21 protein-coding genes are annotated in these 19770 nt (G+C 52.5%); 3 read left to right on the top strand and 18 right to left on the bottom strand.

Annotated elements, in window-relative coordinates:
- Nucleotides 1–186: 186 nt before the first annotated feature.
- Together trbL and OGV67_RS04070 are read left to right on the top strand one after the other, a co-directional pair.
- The gene (trbL, locus tag OGV67_RS04075) at nt 187–1581 is read left to right on the top strand and encodes a P-type conjugative transfer protein TrbL (RefSeq protein WP_077270275.1); all 1395 of its coding nucleotides are present in this window, start codon (nt 187–189) and stop codon (nt 1579–1581) included.
- Between the two features lie 69 nt (nt 1582–1650).
- Nucleotides 1651–1863 (top strand): hypothetical protein, encoded by a 213-nt coding sequence (locus OGV67_RS04070; RefSeq protein ID WP_001575475.1) that lies wholly within the window; start codon nt 1651–1653, stop codon nt 1861–1863.
- Nucleotides 1864–1884: 21 nt separating this feature from the next.
- Here OGV67_RS04070 and OGV67_RS04065 read toward each other — a convergent pair whose 3' ends face one another.
- The 12 genes from OGV67_RS04065 to OGV67_RS04010 form a co-directional block, all read right to left on the bottom strand.
- On the bottom strand, nt 1885–2112 hold the full coding sequence (locus OGV67_RS04065) for an antitoxin VbhA family protein (protein ID WP_001039069.1): 228 nt from the start codon (nt 2110–2112) through the stop codon (nt 1885–1887).
- Nucleotides 2099–2989, bottom strand: coding sequence for a hypothetical protein (locus tag OGV67_RS04060; RefSeq protein ID WP_061584176.1), 891 nt, complete (start codon nt 2987–2989; stop codon nt 2099–2101). The genes OGV67_RS04065 and OGV67_RS04060 overlap by 14 nt, the downstream gene beginning before the upstream one ends.
- A 9-nt stretch (nt 2990–2998) precedes the next feature.
- A complete protein-coding gene (locus OGV67_RS04055; protein ID WP_049003923.1) occupies nt 2999–4072 on the bottom strand; it encodes a site-specific integrase in 1074 nt (357 codons plus the stop codon).
- A 195-nt stretch (nt 4073–4267) separates the two neighbouring features.
- Entirely contained in the window at nt 4268–5299 is a 1032-nt protein-coding gene (locus OGV67_RS04050) for a methionine synthase (RefSeq protein WP_115615052.1), read from the bottom strand.
- 27 nt (nt 5300–5326) lie between these two features.
- Complete coding sequence (locus OGV67_RS04045) at nt 5327–6310, bottom strand: DUF1852 domain-containing protein (RefSeq protein ID WP_049009669.1); 984 nt, start codon at nt 6308–6310, stop codon at nt 5327–5329.
- Between the two features lie 269 nt (nt 6311–6579).
- Nucleotides 6580–7803, bottom strand: coding sequence for a Zn-dependent hydrolase (locus tag OGV67_RS04040; RefSeq protein WP_115615051.1), 1224 nt, complete (start codon nt 7801–7803; stop codon nt 6580–6582).
- The gene (locus OGV67_RS04035) at nt 7800–8282 is read right to left on the bottom strand and encodes an L-2-amino-thiazoline-4-carboxylic acid hydrolase (RefSeq protein WP_012133757.1); all 483 of its coding nucleotides are present in this window, start codon (nt 8280–8282) and stop codon (nt 7800–7802) included. The genes OGV67_RS04040 and OGV67_RS04035 overlap by 4 nt, the downstream gene beginning before the upstream one ends.
- 17 nt (nt 8283–8299) lie before the next feature.
- Entirely contained in the window at nt 8300–9457 is a 1158-nt protein-coding gene (locus OGV67_RS04030) for a branched-chain amino acid ABC transporter substrate-binding protein (protein ID WP_047458708.1), read from the bottom strand.
- A 27-nt stretch (nt 9458–9484) separates the two neighbouring features.
- Nucleotides 9485–10204 carry an ABC transporter ATP-binding protein gene (locus tag OGV67_RS04025; RefSeq protein ID WP_071260035.1) on the bottom strand — a complete coding sequence of 240 codons (720 nt, stop codon included), beginning with the start codon at nt 10202–10204 and terminating at the stop codon, nt 9485–9487.
- Nucleotides 10197–10964: an ABC transporter ATP-binding protein gene (locus OGV67_RS04020; RefSeq protein ID WP_012133754.1), complete on the bottom strand. Its 768-nt coding sequence runs from the start codon at nt 10962–10964 to the stop codon at nt 10197–10199. Before OGV67_RS04020 ends, OGV67_RS04025 begins: the two co-directional genes overlap by 8 nt.
- The gene (locus tag OGV67_RS04015) at nt 10961–12067 is read right to left on the bottom strand and encodes a branched-chain amino acid ABC transporter permease (RefSeq protein WP_012133753.1); all 1107 of its coding nucleotides are present in this window, start codon (nt 12065–12067) and stop codon (nt 10961–10963) included. Before OGV67_RS04015 ends, OGV67_RS04020 begins: the two co-directional genes overlap by 4 nt.
- A gap of 10 nt (nt 12068–12077) precedes the next feature.
- The gene (locus tag OGV67_RS04010; RefSeq protein WP_024130638.1) at nt 12078–13028 is read right to left on the bottom strand and encodes a branched-chain amino acid ABC transporter permease; all 951 of its coding nucleotides are present in this window, start codon (nt 13026–13028) and stop codon (nt 12078–12080) included.
- Between the two features lie 171 nt (nt 13029–13199).
- Between OGV67_RS04010 and OGV67_RS04005 the strand changes: the two genes are divergently transcribed.
- On the top strand, nt 13200–14132 hold the full coding sequence (locus OGV67_RS04005; protein WP_047458702.1) for a LysR substrate-binding domain-containing protein: 933 nt from the start codon (nt 13200–13202) through the stop codon (nt 14130–14132).
- A 52-nt stretch (nt 14133–14184) separates the two neighbouring features.
- Here the strand turns inward: OGV67_RS04005 and OGV67_RS04000 are convergent, their stop codons facing one another.
- From OGV67_RS04000 to OGV67_RS03975, 6 genes are read right to left on the bottom strand one after another with little or no spacing between them, the layout of a single operon-like run.
- A complete protein-coding gene (locus OGV67_RS04000; RefSeq protein ID WP_200003487.1) occupies nt 14185–14991 on the bottom strand; it encodes a phosphate/phosphite/phosphonate ABC transporter substrate-binding protein in 807 nt (268 codons plus the stop codon).
- Complete coding sequence (locus OGV67_RS03995; protein ID WP_012133749.1) at nt 14988–15992, bottom strand: ornithine cyclodeaminase family protein; 1005 nt, start codon at nt 15990–15992, stop codon at nt 14988–14990. Before OGV67_RS03995 ends, OGV67_RS04000 begins: the two co-directional genes overlap by 4 nt.
- Complete coding sequence (locus tag OGV67_RS03990) at nt 15989–16960, bottom strand: ABC transporter ATP-binding protein (RefSeq protein WP_112001121.1); 972 nt, start codon at nt 16958–16960, stop codon at nt 15989–15991. The genes OGV67_RS03995 and OGV67_RS03990 overlap by 4 nt, the downstream gene beginning before the upstream one ends.
- Before the next feature lie 12 nt (nt 16961–16972).
- Nucleotides 16973–17605 (bottom strand): ABC transporter permease, encoded by a 633-nt coding sequence (locus OGV67_RS03985; RefSeq protein ID WP_114847665.1) that lies wholly within the window; start codon nt 17603–17605, stop codon nt 16973–16975.
- On the bottom strand, nt 17602–18225 hold the full coding sequence (locus tag OGV67_RS03980; RefSeq protein ID WP_012133746.1) for an ABC transporter permease: 624 nt from the start codon (nt 18223–18225) through the stop codon (nt 17602–17604). Before OGV67_RS03980 ends, OGV67_RS03985 begins: the two co-directional genes overlap by 4 nt.
- Nucleotides 18225–19769, bottom strand: a complete 1545-nt coding sequence (locus tag OGV67_RS03975; protein WP_200003488.1) for an HAL/PAL/TAL family ammonia-lyase — start codon at nt 19767–19769, stop codon at nt 18225–18227. The genes OGV67_RS03980 and OGV67_RS03975 overlap by 1 nt, the downstream gene beginning before the upstream one ends.
- Nucleotide 19770: the final 1 nt, after the last annotated feature.

Below are 19770 nucleotides of genomic sequence, written 5' to 3'. Positions count from 1 at the left end.
GGATAGCTGAATGAAAGATAAAATTTTGGTCATTTTTATTCTAATCATTTCATTGATTCTATGCTCTTGCGATAAAAAAGATGAAGATTGTTTATCGACGCCAGAGAATAAATCGAACGAACATAAATACGATAAATGTGCCCTGCGCAGTAATAACAATCCTAGCCCTAAGCGAGAATGGTAATTATGAGAATAGTAAGCAAACTCACTTTTTTCGGCATGATTTTTTTGTTTTCTGTAAATGCTTATGCTGGTCAATTAGATAGTAGCGGATTACTTGATACGTTATTAGATAAGTTTCAGCAAGTAGCCAGCACATGGTCATTAGTAATTGGTGATTATGCAAATTGGCTCTTCTGGGGGCTGGTATTAATAAGTATGGTTTGGACATTTGGTATGTTGGCGATGCAAGGGGAAGGTTTAACCAGTGCACTTGCAGAGATAGTTCGTTTTTTTGCCGTGATTGGTTTTTTTTATTATCTTTTAATCAACGGCCCAGCCATATCACAATCTATAATTAACTCAATGAGACAACTTGCAGCAAATGCTTTAGGAACAAGTACTGGTATTTCACCCTCAAGCATAGTTGACATAGCCTTTGTGATATTAACAAAGGTCAGTTCAGCAGCATCAATTTGGTCACCAATGATTTCGACCATTATGATAACCGTCGCGATAATAGTATTAGTCGTAATGGCACTTATCGCGATAAATATGCTAGTAATGTTAGTTTCTGCATGGGTGTTGTGTTATGCAGGAGTTATATTGCTTGGGTTTGGTGGCTCGAAATGGACTTCTGATATTGCAATAAATTACTTACGCACTGTATTATCGATTGGTATTCAGTTGTTTACGATGACATTAATTATTGGGATTGGGCAATCATTTATAGATCAGTATTTTTCTATTATTAAAAATGATATTCCTGATCTTAATAGTCTTATTGTTTTACTTCTGGCGTCAATCATTCTTTTAGTATTGACGAATAAATTACCGTTGTTGTTATCAGGCGTTGTAGGAGGAGCGTCCTTACAAGGGATTGGTGGGTTTGGAGCAGGTATGATTACTGGCGCTGCTACTACTGCAATGAGTGGCGCTGGGGCAATGGCAATGAGCGCTACAGCTCAAGTCAGTGGTGGTGCTTCCGCTCTAAAAGCAGCATTTGAATCTGCACAAGCGGCGATGGCCGAAGAATCTGGTTCTGGTGATAGAGGCGGTTCAGGTGGAGGATTTGGCGGCGGGGAAGATACCGGTTCCGTAGATACTTCTGGAGGACAACCATCAGGCAATTCCGGTGGTTCGTCTGCAGGGAGCAATACAGGTAGCGCCAGCGGAGGAAGCCAGGGGTTTGCTTCATCATTCTCACGAGCTGGCCGCATGGCTTCTCACATGGCGAGCGGGCTGTCTAATGGAGCTGCGGAGTATCAGATGATGAAGGGAAGTACTAATTCTATCCGATCACAACAGACCGTTGGTGGGGAAATAGCGAATCAAATACGTAAACACACAGCCGATCGTCAGAGTAACCACGAACAGGATGAGTTTGAGGGTGATAGTTTAACTGGCAGTAAAAAATCTTGATTTAGACGCGTCAGTTAGCGCGGTAACGTTAACTGACGCTTCCACTAAACACCTGTAAGGAGGTGGATAATGGCTGATTATAATAGCTTTGTTTTGGAAGGAATAAAAATTATTTTTGCCGATAACAACAAAGAGTTTATTAAAGAGATTTGTGAACCATTGATAAATATTCTATGTATCGAAGAATATTATTCTGCTACCGGCATTTATAATTATGATGATGCTGATGAGCAAACTGAGTTACTTAAAAATGCGCTAAGGGACTATAAAATGGCTCACTAGTGAGAAGAGGCTAACTGGATGTTAGCCTTTTTTAATTTTATTTTTAGATTGTTCAATGTGATGATTTAACACTTCTCTCTTTGCCTCTTCATAGGTTAGCTCTCCATTGATTACCTTATTTTTTATTTCATTAAAAAATGAGGAGCCTTTGGGATCTTTACTTGATAAAAAAAGACTGGCTTCAGCTCTCCGAAAAGCTTCTTTCCTTGCTTCTATGGAAAATGAATTAGCAGGGTTATTTTTGTTCATAAGTTGAAGTGCCCTTATTATTTATATTCGGGATGTTTTTATCTACAAGAGTTAGTCTTAACTCCGAGAATTTATTTCCTGATATTTTATAACACTGATTTTCATTTTTTTCAATATAAAGAGATTTGCTTTCTGGGCTACCACATGTCGTAGATGTTCTTGCATCAAGAAAAATAAACTTTTCTTGAAATCTTTCAATATATTTCATTGCTGTCATGCTAATAATAAAAAGAGCAACTGACACAGCAAAAAGGGATAAGCCTGATACTAAACGATTAAAATTAAATTTCCTTTTAATAACTAATGAACTGGCTAGATTGACCATGTTATAGGGGACCATAATTATGAGTCCTATCAATATTATTTTTTCAGGAAGATTGTTCACCTGTATATGATGTTGAGCCAAGTTTCCAATATATACTGAAATCATAGAGGATATTACTATTTTTGCTGGGGATACATCTCGCAAAAATATGTATATATAGACTGTAGTTGCACAAATCATTGCTCCTATTGGAAATGAGAGCATGAAAGCATAAGCTAATGTTGAGTAATTAAGATTTTCTGGGGCTATACCATAAGCTATGTCAAGCTTAAACTTTGCGATCCATAAGCATACTGAATATGTAAAGCCAGTTACGCCCCACTTAACCACTGTATTATTAAATACTTTATTTAATAAATCACGATATCCTATGTATACACTGGTTAATAAAGCTATAGATGATAGAAAAATTGGAGCGGCAATGTATATATTTTCTAGCCATAATGGGTTTTCTACAATCAAGTATCCAAAAGGTATTAAGTATATTATAGCCAATAGTTGAGGGTTGTTTAATTTGGGTGATGCGTCAACCAACTTATTTTTATATTCCATACAACGTCCTTATTTCAACTTTAACGCTAAATCTTCAGCTTTTGGATGATAATACCGCATTAGCATTCTTGGATCTTTATGTCCTGTAATTTTGGTTAGTTCATGCATAGGGAAAATTTCAGCTAGTCGAGATGTTGCCTCATGTCGAAGGTCATGAAATCTTAAATCTTTAAGGAAAGATTCATCACATAATGAGTTTGTTTTCTCGTATCGTTCTCTGGCTCGTTTTACAGCTCGGTCAAAAGCTCGGGTAATCGCGTCTGCACGCATATCAAAAACCTTATCAGCAGCTGGCTTAGAATGTTCCTTGAGACTGGACAGTATCGTAATGGCTTTCGTTGATAAAGGGACATCGCGGGCATTACCATTCTTAGTATCCGGCAGATGTGCAACTCGCCGATCAAGATCAATAAAGCGCCATCGAAGTTCTGCGATTTCGCTACGGCGCATGGCTGTCTCTAACGCCAGAAGAATGATTGCTGGCAATACTAATGAATGTGTTGCGGCGATGATATGTTCGATCTCGTTGGCTATTTCCTTTCCTGACGTAACACAGGTTTTCTCAGAAACTACAGGCAGCGCTTCCAAGCGTCTGGTCCTGGAGTTCTTGGGTTGGGGTTTGCGAATGGCCTCTACGGGGTTCAGCAGGCTCTCCATGCCCCATTCTTTCCGCGAAACATTGAATACATGAGAAAGTAAGGCCAAACGCCTTAAAACGGTTGCAGGAGCATAGATTTTCAACCATTCATCTCTCAGCTTGGCGACATCGGCACTCCTGATGCTGGCCATATAGTTTTTCGCCAGCTGAGTGCTTTTTAGTATCCGCACCAATGATCGGTCTTGCACTGCCCCTTTTTTGTCGGGAACAATCTCTTTTTCATATCGCGTTAGGGCTTCATACAATGTCGTAGATTCCGCTTCGCTGCGGCTAAGCCAAACTCCTCTCGCCATTTCTGACTCGATCATTTTGGCCCAAGCTTCTGCTTCCACTTTGGTGTTAAAGGTTTTGGTTTGAGAGGGAAAACCACGTTTACGGATTTGAGCTTCCCATTGGTAGTTACCACGTTTGCGTATAGTCGCCATTTCTGTCTGATTCCTAACGAACTGTGGCAATATTGTGGCAAAAAATCCATTTAAATTCGATAGGCATTGATTTTACAAGATCAATTTACGCATTCGTAATGCGAAGGTCGTAGGTTCGACTCCTATTATCGCACCATTTCAAATTCCTCTCAGGTCTACCGAAATCAACTCAAAGCCCGTATCTTATTAACAGAGTCATTTAGCCGAAAGTTCTCTTCGGATGATTTCTGCGCCTGCGCTTAGGGCATCGAGCTTACCTCTGGCTACCTGACGAGATAAGGGTGCCATACCACAGTTGGTAGAAGGATAGAGCTTGTCGGCATCGACAAACTGAAGCGCTTTACGTAACGTACTGGCGACTTCTTCTGGTGTCTCAATGGTATTGGTTGCCACGTCAATGGCTCCTACCATGACCTTTTTACCGCGAATCAGTTCAAGCAGATCCATTGGAACATGCGAGTTATGACATTCCAGTGAGATGATATCGATATTAGACGTTTGCAGTTTGGGAAAAGCTTCTTCATATTGTCTCCACTCTGACCCCAGCGTCTTTTTCCAGTCGGTATTGGCTTTGATGCCATATCCATAGCAGATATGCACAGCGGTCTCGCATTTTAGCCCTTCAATGGCTTTTTCTAATGCGGCGATCCCCCAGTCATTCACTTCATCAAAAAACACATTAAATGCGGGCTCATCAAACTGGATAATATCGACGCCGGCAGCTTCTAACTCTCTGGCTTCCTGATTGAGAATTTTTGCAAATTCCCAGGCCAGCTTTTCGCGGCTTTTATAGTGGGCATCGTAGAGCGTATCGATCATCGTCATAGGCCCTGGCAGCGCCCATTTAATCGGCTGACGAGTGAGCTGGCGTAAATACTTTGCATCTTCAACAAAAACGGGTTTTTGACGCGCTACCGCATCAACAACGGTCGGTACGCTCGCATCATAGCGATTACGAATTTTAACAACCTGACGTTTCTCAAAATCAACGCCGCTGAGGTGTTCAATAAACGTGGTGACAAAGTGTTGGCGCGTTTGCTCGCCATCACTAACAATATCAATGCCTGCCCGTAGTTGATCATCCAGGGATAAACGTAGCGCATCTTGTTTTCCCTCGATTAATTCCTCATTTTGCAATTTCCAGGGCGACCAAAGCGTCTCAGGTTGAGCAAGCCAGGAAGGTTTAGGTAAACTGCCAGCCGTTGAAGTGGGTAGTAATATTTTCATAATCGATGACCTTTTATTTTCGGTTAATCAAAGAGCGTAGTGAGCAGACCATTTTTCAAGAATATCTTTGTATGGTTTGATGAAGTGCTCTTCTGTAAACTTTCCCTGCTCAATAGCCAGCTGGCTGCGTTCTTCCCGATCATAAACAATTTTTGTTAATGAATGATCCTGGTGGTTCAGATTTGGTTGATAGCATTGACCTGCTGCGGCGTTAGCATTGTAAATTTCAGGTCGGTAAATCTTCTGGAACGTCTCCATCGTGCTGATGGTGCTGATAAGTTCAAGATTCGTGTAATCACTAAGTAAATCACCAGAAAAATAAAAGGCTAAAGGTGCAACGCTATTTTGGGGCATAAAATAGCGAACCTGCAAATCCATTTTTTTGAAGTATTTCTCAGTTAACGAAGAACCACCTGGCTGGTATTCGATACCCAATACAGGATGCTGATTTCCAGTCCGATGATAGATATCGTTACTTGACACGCTGAGGCATATCACAGGTGGTTTTTTGAAATGCTCTTTGTATTCGTTTGAGTTTATGAAATGTTTAAATATGTTCCCATGCAAATCACCAAAATTATCTGGAATGCTAAACTCAGGTTTGTTTTTGTTATGTTCTGGCAGTAATACGCTAAAATCATAATCTCGTACGTAAGAGGAAAAATTATTCCCGACAATACCTTCAAAACGTTCGTTGTTCTTTTTGTCAATAATATTGGTTTTTAATATTTCAATAGCGGGGAATGTATCGCTGCTGCTATCAACGTTAATATTCATCGCAACAGAAATGATATCAAGTTCCACAGAATAACGATCGCTTTTGGGGTTATCCCAATACGCCAGTGTATTGAAGCGATTGTCAATCATCACTAACGTGTTGCGTAAGTTTTCCTGGCGGTTCTTTCCTCTGGCCAGATTCGCAAAGTTGGTAGTAATACGCGTATTTTCAGAAGGGTTATAATGCTCATCGAAGCGACTGCTTTTGATCGTAAATGTAAAATCGTTATTCATCGTGATCCTGCATCCTAAGTCATGATATGAAAACTGAATTAATTTATTGATTTTACAGAGTTACCTGACTTTATTATTGAGCAGTCTTCATGTTATCAATAAGTGAGTAAGGTCTCTTTTATGCCAGAGTCACTGGATGAGTGAAAGAGACTTAATTTCATTACAACATGAGTCATATTCATGGTCTGCTGTACGGTCAAACCCGGTCATGCTTGTAATCGATTAAGTTGAATAGTGATTCTTCTGACTGACCGGTTCACCTGGCTCTGTTATTCAAGCGCAGCCGGCAGGAGGCTGTGCAGCAGAACATTAGCGCCTTTTTCTGCCCATTCCGGCTGAATGTTTTCTGCCTCGTTGTGGCTGATGCCTTTTTCGCAGGGGATAAAAATCATGCTGGCGGGCGCGATTTTGCTGATATAACAGGTATCGTGACCGGCGCCGGACACCATCCGTTTGCTGCTGTATCCCAGTGCCTGGGTCGCGTTTGCGCTGCGCTGTAGACAGGTCTCGTCAAATGCGATGGGGGCGTAATCGAAGATACGTTCCACGTCGAGCTGAATGCCGCGCTGATTCAGATCGGCGGTTGCCTTGCGAAGCGCCGTTTCCATTGTCTGGAGGGCGGCAGTCTGTGGATGACGAAACTCCACGCTGCAATGTACTTCCCCGGGCACTACGTTACGCGATCCCGGTGAAATCTGCGCCATGCCGATTGTCGCTCTGCCGTCTGGTTCGTGCTGATTGCCAATGTCTTCCACCGCCAGCGCCAGACGGGCGAAGGCGGTCAACGCATCGCGGCGGCTGGCCATTGGCGTGGTGCCGGCATGGGCGGCAAATCCGCGGATTACAACGTTGAACCAGCGCTGGCCCATAGCGGCATGCACCAGGCCGATATCAATACCTTCCTCTTCGAGAATCGGGCCTTGCTCGATATGTAGCTCGTAACAGGTGTAGACAGGGAAGGCGACGGCGGGCTGGTCGCCACGGTAACCGATGGCCTCAAGCGCCTCGCCGACGCTGATGCCGTCCTGATCTTCACGCGCCCATGCGTATTGTTGTGTGAACTGCCCGCTCCAGACGCCGGAGGCCAGCATTGCTGGTGCGAAGCGCGCGCCTTCTTCATTGGTCCAGTTGACCAGTACAATATCGCGTTCGGTCTCTATGTTCTGATCGTTTAAAGTACGCAGCACTTCCAGCCCGGCCAGCACGCCGTAAATTCCATCATATCGCCCACCCAGCGGCTGAGAATCAACGTGTGAACCGGTCATCACCGGCGCAAGCTGTGGTTTTTTACCGGCGCGGCGAATAAACATGTTGCCCATGCTATCGATTTCGCAGCGAAATCCGGCTTCCTGCGCCCAGTCGCGCAGTAAATCACGGGCGAGGCGATCCTCATTGCTTAATGCCAGTCGGGTGACGCCACCGGCTGGCGTGCCGCCGATTTGCGCCATTATCTCAAGCGTCGACCATAAACGCTCTGCGTTCACGCGGATCATACGTCTTCCTTTTTGGTGCGATAGCGAAAGTCACAGCATGCGCCACCCTGCATGATGGTGGTCGTACGGGTCAGCTCCACGTCGGGCGCGTAGCCGACGATAAATTTCTCATCGCGGGCGCAGGAGAGCAGGTGGCCAATCTCACCGAGGCCCATCTCGTGGTACATCTCGGCATAACGGCAGCGGGTGACGTTATAGTTGTACTGCTTGTCGTCGGCGTCGATCACTTTGACATCCAGCGCGTTATCCTTCTCCCACAGGTATTGCAGGGCGATAAAACTCTTCACGTCTGTGCCATTCGGCTCCTTGCGCGCAAATTCTTTACCGGCATCGATCGCCGCCTGCTCAATGGCTTCGCCAATGACCGCCTGGGCGCGGGCTTTCCCTATCTCGCGCACCAGGATTTCATAGATTGGTTTAATAATCTCTGCTTCTATTTTGCGGCGGGCGAGAATGCCCAGCTCATTATTATCACTCATCACATTGCCTCACTGCGTTACTTCGTTTTGGCGCCGCCCAGTACCGTTTGCGGCTGCCATTTACCATCCACGACTTTGTAGACGGTGAAAGACGGCGATTTCAGGTTGCCTTCATTATCAAAAGCGATCTGCCCGGTAACGCCGGAATAGCTTATTGCGCGCAGAACAGGCAGATACTCAGCCGGATCGACAGAGTCGGCTTTTTCCATCGCGGCAACCAGAACGCGGGTGGCGTCATAGGCGAACGGGGCGTGGAGTTCAATATGGGTGTGGTAGCGAGACTGATACTCTTGTTCGAACGCCTTACCGCCCGGCATCTGCTCAACCGGCAGGCCCGGCTCCAGCGCCACGACGCCTTCACCTTCTTTCTGGGCCAGTTGCAGGAAGGTCTGGCTGACGAAGCCGCCTGCGCCCATCAGCGTGGCGTTCATACCCAGCTGTTTGATACGACGCGCCAGCGGCGCGGCCTGGCTATCCACACCGCCGAAGAAGATCAGGTCAGCGTTTTTGCTACGAATGGCGGTCAGCACGGCGCTGAAATCCACGGTTTTGTCGTCAACGTACTGGCGGTCAACAATCTTCACGCCCTGCGCTTCAAGTGATTTTATAAACTCGTCAGCCAGCCCCTGACCGAATGCGGTACGGTCGTCGATCACGGCAATACGTTTTGCCTTCAGGGTATTCACCGCATACTGACCGGCAAACTGGCCGCCGTCATCGTCATGCCCCATCACACGGAAGCTGGTATCAAAGCCCTGTCTGGTATAGGCATGGCCGGTGGCAACGGGCGCGACCTGGGCGATACCCGCATCGTGATAAACGCGTGCCGCCGGAATACTGGTGCCGGTATTCCAGTGGCCGACCACGCCCGCCACGCCGCTATCGACCAGACGCTGCGCCACAGCCACGGCAGTGCGCGGGTCGGACTGATCGTCTTCAGATTGCAGCCTGAAGGTCACCGCTTTACCACCGATGGTCGGGTGCTGCTTGTTGATATCGTCAATCGCCAGTTGGGCGCCATTCTCCAGATCTTTACCAATACGGGCAGACGGGCCGGTAAGCGGGCCTGCAAGACCGATGGTCACGGTTTCGCTTTTAGCTGACCATGCACCTGTTGAGGCAAAACTACTGAGCAGAATAGCGGCGCTGAGCGCACTGATTTTTACTGTTTTCATTGTTTTTCCCTGCTGTTGGTGAGTGTATTAAACAGGCATTTCGCCCAAATAAATCTGTGCAATTTGGTCGTCATTAAGCATCGCTTTCGACTCGCCGTGATGCACAATGCTGCCGCTGTCCATCACCCAGGCGCTGTCGGTTACTTCCAGCGCCAGTCGGGCGTTTTGTTCAATGAGCAGCAGGGCGACGCCGCGTGCGCGCAGCCCGGCGATCACGGTAAAAATGTTTTCCACCATCCTGGGGGCTAACCCCATAGACGGCTCGTCGAGGATCAGCAAACGCGGGCGGCTCAGCAGGGCGCGGTTGAGCGCCAACAGCTGCTGCTCGCCGCCAGAGAGCAGTCCTGCAAGCTGGTGCTGGCGTTCGCCAAGACGCGGGAAACGCTCAAAAATCTCTGCCATTTCGCGCTTAACGCGGGCGGCGTCACGCCTTAACCATGCCCCCATCTGCAAATTTTCAAGCACCGTCATGCGGGCAAAGATGCCGCGACCTTCCGGCACCATCACCAGCCCGTTGCGCAGCAGCGTCTCCGGTTTCTGTTTGCGTACGGCTTTGCCATTGAACTCAATGTTGCCGTTAAAACTTTCCAGCCCGGTGATGGCGCGCACGGTGGAACTTTTACCCGCGCCGTTGGCGCCAATCAGCGTGGCTTGTTCACCCTCATGCAGGGTAAAGGAGATATCGCGAACGGCCTGAATACCGCCGTAATGCACATCCAGGCGTTCCACCTTCAGTAACTCAGACATGCTTATTGCCTCCAAGCCAGGCTGCGATAACTGCCGGATCGCGACGCACGCTATCCGGCGTGCCGCAGGCCAGCGTTTTGCCGTAATCGAGCACCGTCAGGCGGTCGCAGATGTTCATCACCAGCTTGACGTCGTGCTCGATCATCAGCAGGGTTTTGCCATCTTCACGAATACGGATTAACAGCTCGCCAAGCGCGACCTTCTCGGCGGCGTTCATCCCCGCAGCAGGTTCGTCAAGCGCCAGAAGCAGCGGATCTGTAGCCAGCGCGCGGGCGATCTCAAGACGACGCTGGTGGCCGTAGGCCAGATCGCAGGCGCGGTAATGGGCAAACTTAGCAATGCCGGTGTACTCCAGCCAGCGCCAGGCCTGTTCGCGGGTTTGCGCTTCTTCCTCACGGGCGCGTTTATGGCGGCTCAGTGCAGCCCATAGCCCATTACGGGTACGAACGTGGCGACCGACCATCACGTTTTCCAGCACCGACATCTCGTTGAACAGACGCACGTTTTGAAAAGTGCGTGCAATCCCGGCGGCGGTGACTTTCTCTATCTGTTTTGGGTAATAGGGTTGGTCTGCAATAAAAAACGCCCCCCTGTCTGCCGGATAAAGCCCGGTAATCAGGTTAAAACAGGTGGTTTTTCCGGCTCCGTTGGGGCCGATCAAACCGTAGATCTCGCCTTTATTAATGGAAAGCGAAACATCGTCCACGGCGGTCAGGCCGCCAAAGCGTTTGGACATATTGCTCACGGTTAACAGGCTCATGCTTTCACCTCTTTGTGGCGAACCGGCCAGATACCGGATGGGCGAACCAGCATCACCAGCACCAGTGCAAGGCCGTAGAAGAGCTGACGCAAAATTTCCGGGTCAATCAGTACCGTGCCGAACAACATCTGTTGAACAGGGGCCGCCTGGCTACGGAGCAGTTCCGGCAGAGCGGTCAGGAGCACCGCACCGAGGATCACTCCGGGGATATGGCCCATACCGCCCAGCACCACCATCGCCAGCACGGCAATGGACTCTTGCAGGGTGAAGGATTCCGGGGAGACAAATCCCTGAAACGCGCCAAACAGTGCGCCAGCGACGCCGCCAAACGAGGCGCCCATAGCAAAAGCCAGCAGCTTATAGTTGCGCACGTTAATGCCCATCGCGCGGGCCACGTCTTCGTCCTCACGAATCGCGTGCCAGGCGCGACCGATACGTGAGTGTTGCAGGCGCAGGCAGACAAAAATGATCGCCACAATGACCAGCATCAGCAGGTAGTACCACAGCCACAACGCGGGTACTTTAAAGCCGAGCCAGTGATAAACACCGCTGAACTTCAGGCCAAACAGATTAAGCGTATCCACGCCGGTGATGCCTTTGGCACCGTTGGTGATATTCACCGGGCGATCGAGGTTGCGCATCAGAATGCGGATAATTTCGCCAAAGCCCAGCGTAACAATTGCCAGATAATCCCCGCGCAGCTTCAGCGTCGGTGCGCCAAGCAAAATGCCGCATACGGCAGCGACCAGCGCCGCAGCCGGAACGATCAGCAGATACGAGGTATGTAGCCCGTCCGGGAACCAGACGGCGAGGATTGGGAACACCTCAGACAGATGGGGAGAGGCCAGCAGAGCGGCCAGATAAGCCCCAACGGCATAAAAGGCAATAAACCCCATATCCAGCAGGCCGGTATAGCCCACGACGATATTGAGCCCCAGCGCCAGCATGATGTAGAGCAGGGCGAAATCGATCACGCGGACCCAGTAGTTACCGCCAAGCTGACTGGCAACGACAGGAGCGATCAGCAATGCGATGCAGAACAAGGTCATGCCTGACCAGAATTTGCGCGTCGTGGCTGGAGCTTGCAGTTGTACGGTTGTCATTGATTTTCCCTTACGCTCTGTGCGCCACGCGCTCGCCCAGCAAACCTGCCGGACGGAATACCAGCACCAGGATCAACACGATGAAGGCAAACACGTCCTGGTAATTACTGCCAAAGACGCCGTTAGTGAGCTCACCGAGATAGCCCGCACCCAGCGCTTCTATGACACCCAGTAAAATCCCGCCGATCATCGCACCGCGAATATTGCCAATGCCGCCAAGCACGGCGGCGGTGAACGCTTTAATTCCGGGGAGAAAGCCCATTGAGAAGCTGGCGTTACCGTAGTTGCTCGCCATCATCACGCCGGCCAGCGCCGCAAAAATGCCGCCGATAGCAAACGTCAGGGTGATGATGGCGTTTGGGTTAACGCCCATCAGCGTGGCGACCCGCGGATTCTCTGCCACTGCGCGCATGCCTCGCCCGAGGCGAGTGTATTCAACCAGCAGCCACAGACCGGTCATGACTGCCAGCGCCAGCCCGACGGTGACAATGCCGGTGAGAGTGATAATCGCGGGTGGATGAGTTTCGCCGCCGGAGGTCACGGCGATCGGGGCCATCGACAGGATCTGCGGGAACATCAGCGGGTTGCGGGTCCAGACGATCATCGCCACGGTTTGCAGTAATACGGAAACGCCGATACCGGAGATCAGCGGAGCCAGCCGTGGGGCGTTACGCAGCCTGCGATAGGCGAAACGTTCTACCGCCATTGCCAGCAGGGCGCAGACGGCCATCGCAATGAGCAGCGCTACACCGAGTTGCAGTAACTGCGGCATAGCAGGGAAGGTATGATTCAGGACATTGATGGCGGAGAGCGTAGTAAGCGCGCCAACCATCAGGATATCGCCGTGAGCAAAGTTAATAATACGCAAAATACCATACACCATGGTATAGCCCAGCGCGATCAGCGCGTAGATGCTGCCCAGCATCACACCGTTTATCAGTTGTTGTATGAGTGTGTCCAACGTTTGTACCCGACAAATTGCTCTTTCAGTGGGTACCATCCAATAATTGAATAAAATTGTAAAATACACATATATTATTTCTTATGATAAACAGATATTTTTATATCTTAATGATTAATATGATTATTTTATTAATCACAAAACAAGGTTATAGCCTAAAGAAATCAATATATGAATAAAACAGAACAGTTGACGACATTACCCTCCTTTGCGGAGAGTCGCCTTGCCAACGATCCTCCGTTGCGGGCGGTGCGCGCCTTTGAAGCCATTGCCCGGTTAGGAAGCGTGACGCAAGCCGCGAGGGAACTGGCGATTTCGCCATCTGCGGTTAGCCATCAGCTCAAATTGCTTGAGGGATATCTGCAAATCGCGCTCACCGAACGGCATGGGCGACGACTGGCGCTGAGCCAGCAAGGGCGTGAATATTATCGTTCGATCCGTGCGGCGTTTAACGTTTTGCGTCAGGCGACGGAGCATCTGGTGGAGCAGGAGCAGACCCGGCAGGTAACGATTAGCCTGATTCCGCTTTTTGGGATGGGCTGGTTTATTCCTCGCCTGCCGATGTTTATGCGCGCGAACCCGCATACCGAGATTAACGTGGTGTATGCCAATCACCGCAACTATCTGAGTGATGCTTCAGACATGTCGATCCGCTTCGGCAATGGCAACTGGGCGGGATACCAGAGTGAAAAACTGATTTCCGGGCGCATGGTGCCAGTATGCAGCCAGGCGTTTTTGCGACTGCATGGTCATATTGATACCCCGGAGCAACTGATGCAGATGCCGCTGCTGCATGATGAAGAACGAACCACCTGGCATCAATGGTTTATTCAGCAGGGCGTGAAGCGTTCCCCGCCGCGCAGCGGCCCCTTGTTTGAGGACGGTCTGCTGACGCTGGCGGGCGTACAGGCAGGACTGGGATGCGCCCTGATGCGCGAACCCCTCATTATGCCGTACCTGGACAAAGGCGAGCTGGTGAAGATTTTCGATCTGCCAATAGATGACGGGCGCGACTACTATTTGTGCGTCCGCCAGGATAGTGAAATGACGCAGGATGGCAAGCTATTACAGAACTGGTTAAGGCGCGAAGCGGCTACCGTATAACGATGTCACCGCATATGAAGCGAATAAGGGGCGACATAATGAAATGCCGTTTTCAGCGCAGCGTTGCATAGCCTCTGGAGAACGCAATTTCTTCCCGGTCGCAGACGACTTGCCAGGCGTCTGCTGACGGGGTGATAAATCCCCGCAGCCCCAGAGGCCGTAATAGCGTGGCGTCGCGTTCTGTATTCAGCGTTAGTAGCGCCGTTTGCAGCGCCGCAATGGCCTGTGGATTAACGGTATCGCTTGCCACCAGTAAAGGCATCGGTGCGGGAACGCTGCGCGTCAGTATGCGCACATGGCGCGTTAGTTCCGGCTCATACCGGCACAGAAGCGACCAGGCATAGCTGTCCAACGGGCCGACATCCGCTTCGCCCGCCGCCAGCGCTTCCACCACGCGTCGCGGGGTGATTAGCGGCCCGACAAGCGTGTGATAGAGCGTCTTTCGCGTCTCGTTAATGTATGCCGACAGATGATAGCGTACCGCGTTATAGCCGGAGTGCGACTCCGGGTTGGTATACGCCAGCCGCCCGCCGAACGTCTCTTCCAGACATCTGGCGGTAGACGATGTCGGCACCATAAATAGGGTGCGGTAGTGCCCTGGAATCCCTTCCCTGGCGGCCTCTTCCGTAACCGGCGCGGCCACCGGGCGTACCGGAAAGCGCCGCTGCGCGAAGGGCCAGCCGCACATGAATACCGCCAGCAGATCGGAACGAGCCCATAGCCCCTCCAGCCTGGCCGGGGCCGGGTAGTCAACAATCTCTGCCGTCAGCCCGGCGCGGCGCACGGCTTCGGGCAGGAGTCTTTTCCACCCCTCCGCCGCAGCCGGAGTTACCGAGTACATTCTTGCGTTAACAATCATCGGTAACGTAGCTCCTGACCAATACCCAGCGCACGCGCTTTCTTCAGCATCGTATGCCCCAGCGCAATATCGCTTAGCGACAGCCCCCGGTGCCAGAAGAGGATGGTTTCATCATCATTTTCACGGCCTGGCTTCGTGCCTGCGACAATGTCGCCCAGCTCGGCATGCAGGGTATGCTCACTTAATTTTCCCGCTTCTACGTGGGCTCGCAGTGAACCAAACATGCCGCCTTTGCACTGCCCCCAGTCGTCCACCACCAGCTTGTCCATCATGTCGGTGAGCGACAGCTCCACGGCGCTCATGGTGCCGTAGGGCACAACAAAGGCGCCGGGCTTTATCCATTCTGTTTTTAACAGCGGCGTCGGCGCATTAAGACGCGAGGCTTCGACCACAATATCCGCGCCGCGCACGCAGCTTTCCCAGTCATCGGTAACGATGATTTTTTTGCCGAGATCCTGCTCCAGACGGCGGGCAAATGCGGTACGGCTTTCCGGGCGACGCGAATGAATGCGGATTTCATCAAAATCATAAATGCTGTTGAGCAGACGAACGTTCCACCAGGCGGTTCCCCGCGCGCCGATATGCCCCAGCACTTTACTGTTGCGGCGGGCAAGGTGGCGTGCGCCCAGCGCGGTAAGCGCGCCGGTGCGCATATCGGTGATCGCTGACGCGTCCAGAATGGCGACCGGCATCCCGGTGCGCGGATCGAACAGGTTCAGTAGCGCCATTTCCGAGGGCAGCCCGAGCGTATAGTTATTGACATAATCGCCGACGATTTTTACCCCGGCGAGTCCCAGCGGTTCGATATAACCGCGCAGCACGTTAAAGTGGCCGTTAAACGCTTTATCGGGAATTAAATGCATGCGCGGTTCAATGACTGTTTTTTTCTCTCCCTGTGCCCGCAGCCCGTCCTCCACCGCCGTGAGGATTTCCGTATCCGTGAGCTTCAGTTGGTCAACGTCGGGGCCGTTTAGCCAGGTTAAATGGATGGGTTGAGTCATAGATTTCTCTCACTGGTAGCATGGTTCGCATCGGGTCGTACGTGGGTGAAAAGCCGCTGGCGAGTTAATACGCCAACGGGCGCGCCGCATTTGGTGACGGTGATGCTGTCGGCGCGCCGGGAAAGCATCAGCGCCAGCGCGTCTTTCAGGGTAGCGTTGACGTCAAGCCGTTGTGGATGGTCAGCGCTCAGAGACGTTTCCATCGCCTGGGCGACCGGGGTAATAGCAAGAAGTTTCAGCGCCGCATCGCTGCCGACAAAAGCCGCGACGAACTCATCCGCCGGGGCCGAGAGCACTTCAGCGGGCGGGGCATACTGGCACAGGCGTCCTTCGCGCATAATGGCGATGCGATCGCCCATTTTGATGGCCTCATCAAGATCGTGAGTGACGATAATCACCGTCTTTTTCACGCGTTGCAGAATCTGCTTAAACTCGGTCTGTAATCGCCCGCGAACCAGCGGATCGATGGCGCCGAACGGTTCATCCATCAGCATGACCGGCGGGTCCGCCGCCAGTGCGCGGGCAACGCCGACCCGTTGCCGCTGACCACCGGAAAGCGCGGCAGGAAATCGGTTGGCGTATTGCCGGGCATCCAGCCCGACCAGTTCCAGTAATGTTTCCACTCGCGCCTGAATACGCGAGGCGCTCCAGTCCAGCAGGCGCGGCACCGTGGCAATGTTGTCCGCGACGGTCATATGCGGGAACAGTCCGACGTTCTGAATAACGTAGCCGATATGCCGACGCAGCATCACCGGATCTTCCGTTGCGACGTCGCGCCCGTTTACCCGGACACGCCCGGAAGTGGGTTGTTCCAGCCGGTTGATTAAGCGCATGGTGGTGGTTTTACCGCAGCCGGAAGGGCCAATCAGGGCCGTGGTGGTTCCCTCTTCAAACGTCATGGAGAGATCGTCAAGCGCTTTACGCGGCGAACCAGGATAAATTTTGCTAATATTTTCCAGAGTAATCATTGTATTAGCCCTTTACGTCGGCTGAGAATACAGGCGCTCAAGCAGGGCGAAAAGCGCTTCGATAGCCACAGCGAGCAGAATAATCGGCACCGCGCCGACCAGCAGGCGCGACATGTCCATGATGGCAATGCCGGTGGTGACAAAATCCCCCAGACCGCCGCCACCGATAAATGACGCCAGAGCCGCGCCGCCGACAACCTGTACGGCGGCGGTACGGCAGCCGGCGAGAATGCCGGGAGCCGCCAGTGGCAGTACGATTTTGCCTGTGACCTGCCAGGGCGTCAGCCCCATGCCGTGCGCCGCTGAGAGCGTATCCGGGTTCACGGACTGAATGCTGGTGCAGGTGTTGAGCAAAATCGGCGGCACGGCCAGCACCACCAGCGCGACGACTGAAGGCAGCAGGCCAATACCGAGAAACGGCATGACCGCCGCAAGGATCGCCAGACTTGGGATCGTCCGCAGCGTGCTGGCGCCGCTGGTGATGATAAAAGCGAGGCGAGGGATGTTCGCGATCAGCACGCCCGTCGGGATAGCAATAATCAGGGCGATGCTGAGCGCCAGCCCGCACATCATCAGATGCTGCCACACTGCCTGCCAGAACAGCGGCTGGTTATCCAGCACCCATAGCCATGCCTGGATTATCATTGGTCTCTCCCCTGTAAAACGCGCCGCTGTAGCCGGACAAAAAACAGATCCGCGCCGATCGCCAGCAGCGACGTCAGGCCGCCGCCGATAAATATTTTCTCTGGATAGCGCTGATCCAGCCCGGCGAGAATAATTGCGCCAAGTCCACCGGCGTTGATATATGCCGCGACCGTAGCGATGCCGATAAGCGTGGTGGTGGCAATGCGCAGTCCGGTGATGATGAACGGTAGCGCCAGCGGCAGTTCCACTTCGCGCAGATTGCGCCAGGCGCCATATCCCATTCCGCGCGCCGCTTCGCGGACGTCCAGCGGAATGGCATGAAAACCGGTGGCAATATTGCGGGTCAGGATCATCAGCGCATAGGCTGTCAGCCCGACAATCGCCGGGAGCATTCCGATGCCGAGCCACGGGATGAGCAGTGCGAATAGCGCCAGCCCTGGAATGGAAAAAATCATGCCGGTGACCGCCATCACCAGCGCATACAGTCGCGGGCGGCGGGCGGTGGTAATGCCGAGAAACAGTGAAATAGCGAACGCCATCAGCATTGCGGCGCCGACCAGTACCAGATGCTGCCAGAGCGCCAGCAGAATGTCGTCATAGTGTCGCGTCGCCCAGCGCATCAGGAGGTCTCCAGCAATACGGCCTGGCCTGCAAGCCATTCCGGCTGCATTATCGCGTCGGCCAGAACGGAAATATCGCCAGCGCTGGCGCGATCTTCATCCAGCGGCGCCACCCGAGCGCGAATCTTGTCGTGTAATGCCGTTGCATAGCGTCCTGGCCGTGGCGACGCCTGAAGATCCAGCGCCTGCGCGGCGACCAACAGTTCAATGGCCACCAGATAGCGCAGGCTTTCCAGTAGTCGTGTGGTTTTGGCGACCACCCCCATTGCCTGCGAGGCGTAATCTTCAATCCGATCGGCTACCGGCATCGTCAGCGGGGAGAGCGGCTGGGCATGATGGGCGATATCGCTGACCAGCGCGGAAACCGTCTTTTGCAGCGTGGCGAAGCCTGTCTGCCCGGCGTGGCGGGTGAGAAAACGCGGCAGGCCGCTGGCGGCGGGTGACATCAGTTTCATGATGCGTTCGCCGCTGCATGCGGCATGGCGGGCGAGAGCCAGCCCGAGGCTTTCCAGCGCCAGCGCCAGATGCGTGGCATCAAAATTGGCATTTGCCAGAACCTGTTCAGACTCAGCCAGCAGGCCGGGATTGTCGTCGGCGCTGTTGAGTTCCAGTTCCACCGCCGCGCGGGCATTCAACCAGGCATGGCAAACGCAGGCCAGCACCGGCGCGACGCAGCGGAAGCTGAGCGGGTCCTGCAACGAACGCGCGCTGCCGGGCTGGAGTAGCGGGCTGCCTTCCAGCAGCGCCAGCAGATACGCGGCGGTTTTAGCCTGTTGCGGTGCGGGGCGCATCCGCGCCGCCCAGGGCGTCAGCGGCGAGATATTAGCGCGAAACGCTTCAAACGAGAGCACGATAGCGCCCGCGTGGGCGTTCATAAGCCGGGCGGCGTCGTGCAGCAGCAGCGCGGCGAGGCCGACGCTGGCGGCGTTAGACGACACCAGCGCCAGCCCGTCTTTTCCACGCAGCGGCGCAGGCGTCAGACCCGTCTGGTTCAGCAGTGCGGAGACTGGCGCCACCGTACCCTGATATTCCGCTTCGCCATCGCCGATGAGCGCGCATCCGATATGCGCCAGCGGCGCGAGATCCGCTTCGCCGATAGATCCGATAAGCGGAACGCGCGGATGGATGCCTTCGTTGATAAAGGCCAGCAGCGCCTGCGCCACGGGCAGAGAAATACCCGATGCGCCCTGCACGAAACCCGCAAGACGCGCCAGCATGATCGCGCGAACCTGTGCGGGCGTTGCCTGCTGGCCGACGCCGACCGCCCGCGCCAGCGGGATTCGTCGCTGAATTGCCTGTAGCAGATCCTCATCGTGACGGTCATTTTGCGTGTGCAGCAGCGTCGTATCGACATTAGCGCCAAGCCCGGTGGTGACGCCATAGATATGCTTTCCGGCGCTGATGCTGTGCAGCAGAAAATCAAAGGACGCGCTGATGGCCTGCTGCGCCTGCGCCCCCAGCGCGACAGTCTGGCCGCAGTCAGCGACAGCTCGCACGTCATCAAGCGTGAGCGGCGCGTCGCCCAGAAAAAGTGTCGTTGTCACG

The sequence above is a fragment of the Citrobacter sp. CK188 genome, assembly GCF_030333525.1.
GTDB classification, from domain to species: Bacteria; Pseudomonadota; Gammaproteobacteria; order Enterobacterales; family Enterobacteriaceae; genus Citrobacter_B; species Citrobacter_B koseri.
Note: the sequence above shows the minus strand (reverse complement) of the source record. Positions and strands in the feature narration are given on the sequence as shown.

Bases quoted from the DNA above. Each gene is read 5' to 3' on its own strand.
- OGV67_RS04055 (WP_049003923.1), bottom strand. From the start codon at position 4,072: ATGGCGACTATACGCAAACGTGGTAACTACCAATGGGAAGCTCAAATC.
- OGV67_RS04035 (WP_012133757.1), bottom strand. From the start codon at position 8,282: ATGAGTGATAATAATGAGCTGGGCATTCTCGCCCGCCGCAAAATAGAA.
- OGV67_RS04030 (WP_047458708.1), bottom strand. From the start codon at position 9,457: ATGAAAACAGTAAAAATCAGTGCGCTCAGCGCCGCTATTCTGCTCAGT.
- OGV67_RS04070 (WP_001575475.1), top strand. From the start codon at position 1,651: ATGGCTGATTATAATAGCTTTGTTTTGGAAGGAATAAAAATTATTTTT.
- OGV67_RS04060 (WP_061584176.1), bottom strand. From the start codon at position 2,989: ATGGAATATAAAAATAAGTTGGTTGACGCATCACCCAAATTAAACAAC.
- OGV67_RS04040 (WP_115615051.1), bottom strand. From the start codon at position 7,803: ATGATCCGCGTGAACGCAGAGCGTTTATGGTCGACGCTTGAGATAATG.
- OGV67_RS04025 (WP_071260035.1), bottom strand. From the start codon at position 10,204: ATGTCTGAGTTACTGAAGGTGGAACGCCTGGATGTGCATTACGGCGGT.
- OGV67_RS03995 (WP_012133749.1), bottom strand. From the start codon at position 15,992: ATGACTCAACCCATCCATTTAACCTGGCTAAACGGCCCCGACGTTGAC.
- OGV67_RS03990 (WP_112001121.1), bottom strand. From the start codon at position 16,960: ATGATTACTCTGGAAAATATTAGCAAAATTTATCCTGGTTCGCCGCGT.
- OGV67_RS04005 (WP_047458702.1), top strand. From the start codon at position 13,200: ATGAATAAAACAGAACAGTTGACGACATTACCCTCCTTTGCGGAGAGT.
- OGV67_RS04065 (WP_001039069.1), bottom strand. From the start codon at position 2,112: ATGAACAAAAATAACCCTGCTAATTCATTTTCCATAGAAGCAAGGAAA.
- OGV67_RS04020 (WP_012133754.1), bottom strand. From the start codon at position 10,964: ATGAGCCTGTTAACCGTGAGCAATATGTCCAAACGCTTTGGCGGCCTG.
- OGV67_RS04000 (WP_200003487.1), bottom strand. From the start codon at position 14,991: ATGATTGTTAACGCAAGAATGTACTCGGTAACTCCGGCTGCGGCGGAG.
- trbL (WP_077270275.1), top strand. From the start codon at position 187: ATGAGAATAGTAAGCAAACTCACTTTTTTCGGCATGATTTTTTTGTTT.
- OGV67_RS04050 (WP_115615052.1), bottom strand. From the start codon at position 5,299: ATGAAAATATTACTACCCACTTCAACGGCTGGCAGTTTACCTAAACCT.
- OGV67_RS03985 (WP_114847665.1), bottom strand. From the start codon at position 17,605: ATGATAATCCAGGCATGGCTATGGGTGCTGGATAACCAGCCGCTGTTC.
- OGV67_RS03980 (WP_012133746.1), bottom strand. From the start codon at position 18,225: ATGCGCTGGGCGACGCGACACTATGACGACATTCTGCTGGCGCTCTGG.
- OGV67_RS04015 (WP_012133753.1), bottom strand. From the start codon at position 12,067: ATGACAACCGTACAACTGCAAGCTCCAGCCACGACGCGCAAATTCTGG.
- OGV67_RS04045 (WP_049009669.1), bottom strand. From the start codon at position 6,310: ATGAATAACGATTTTACATTTACGATCAAAAGCAGTCGCTTCGATGAG.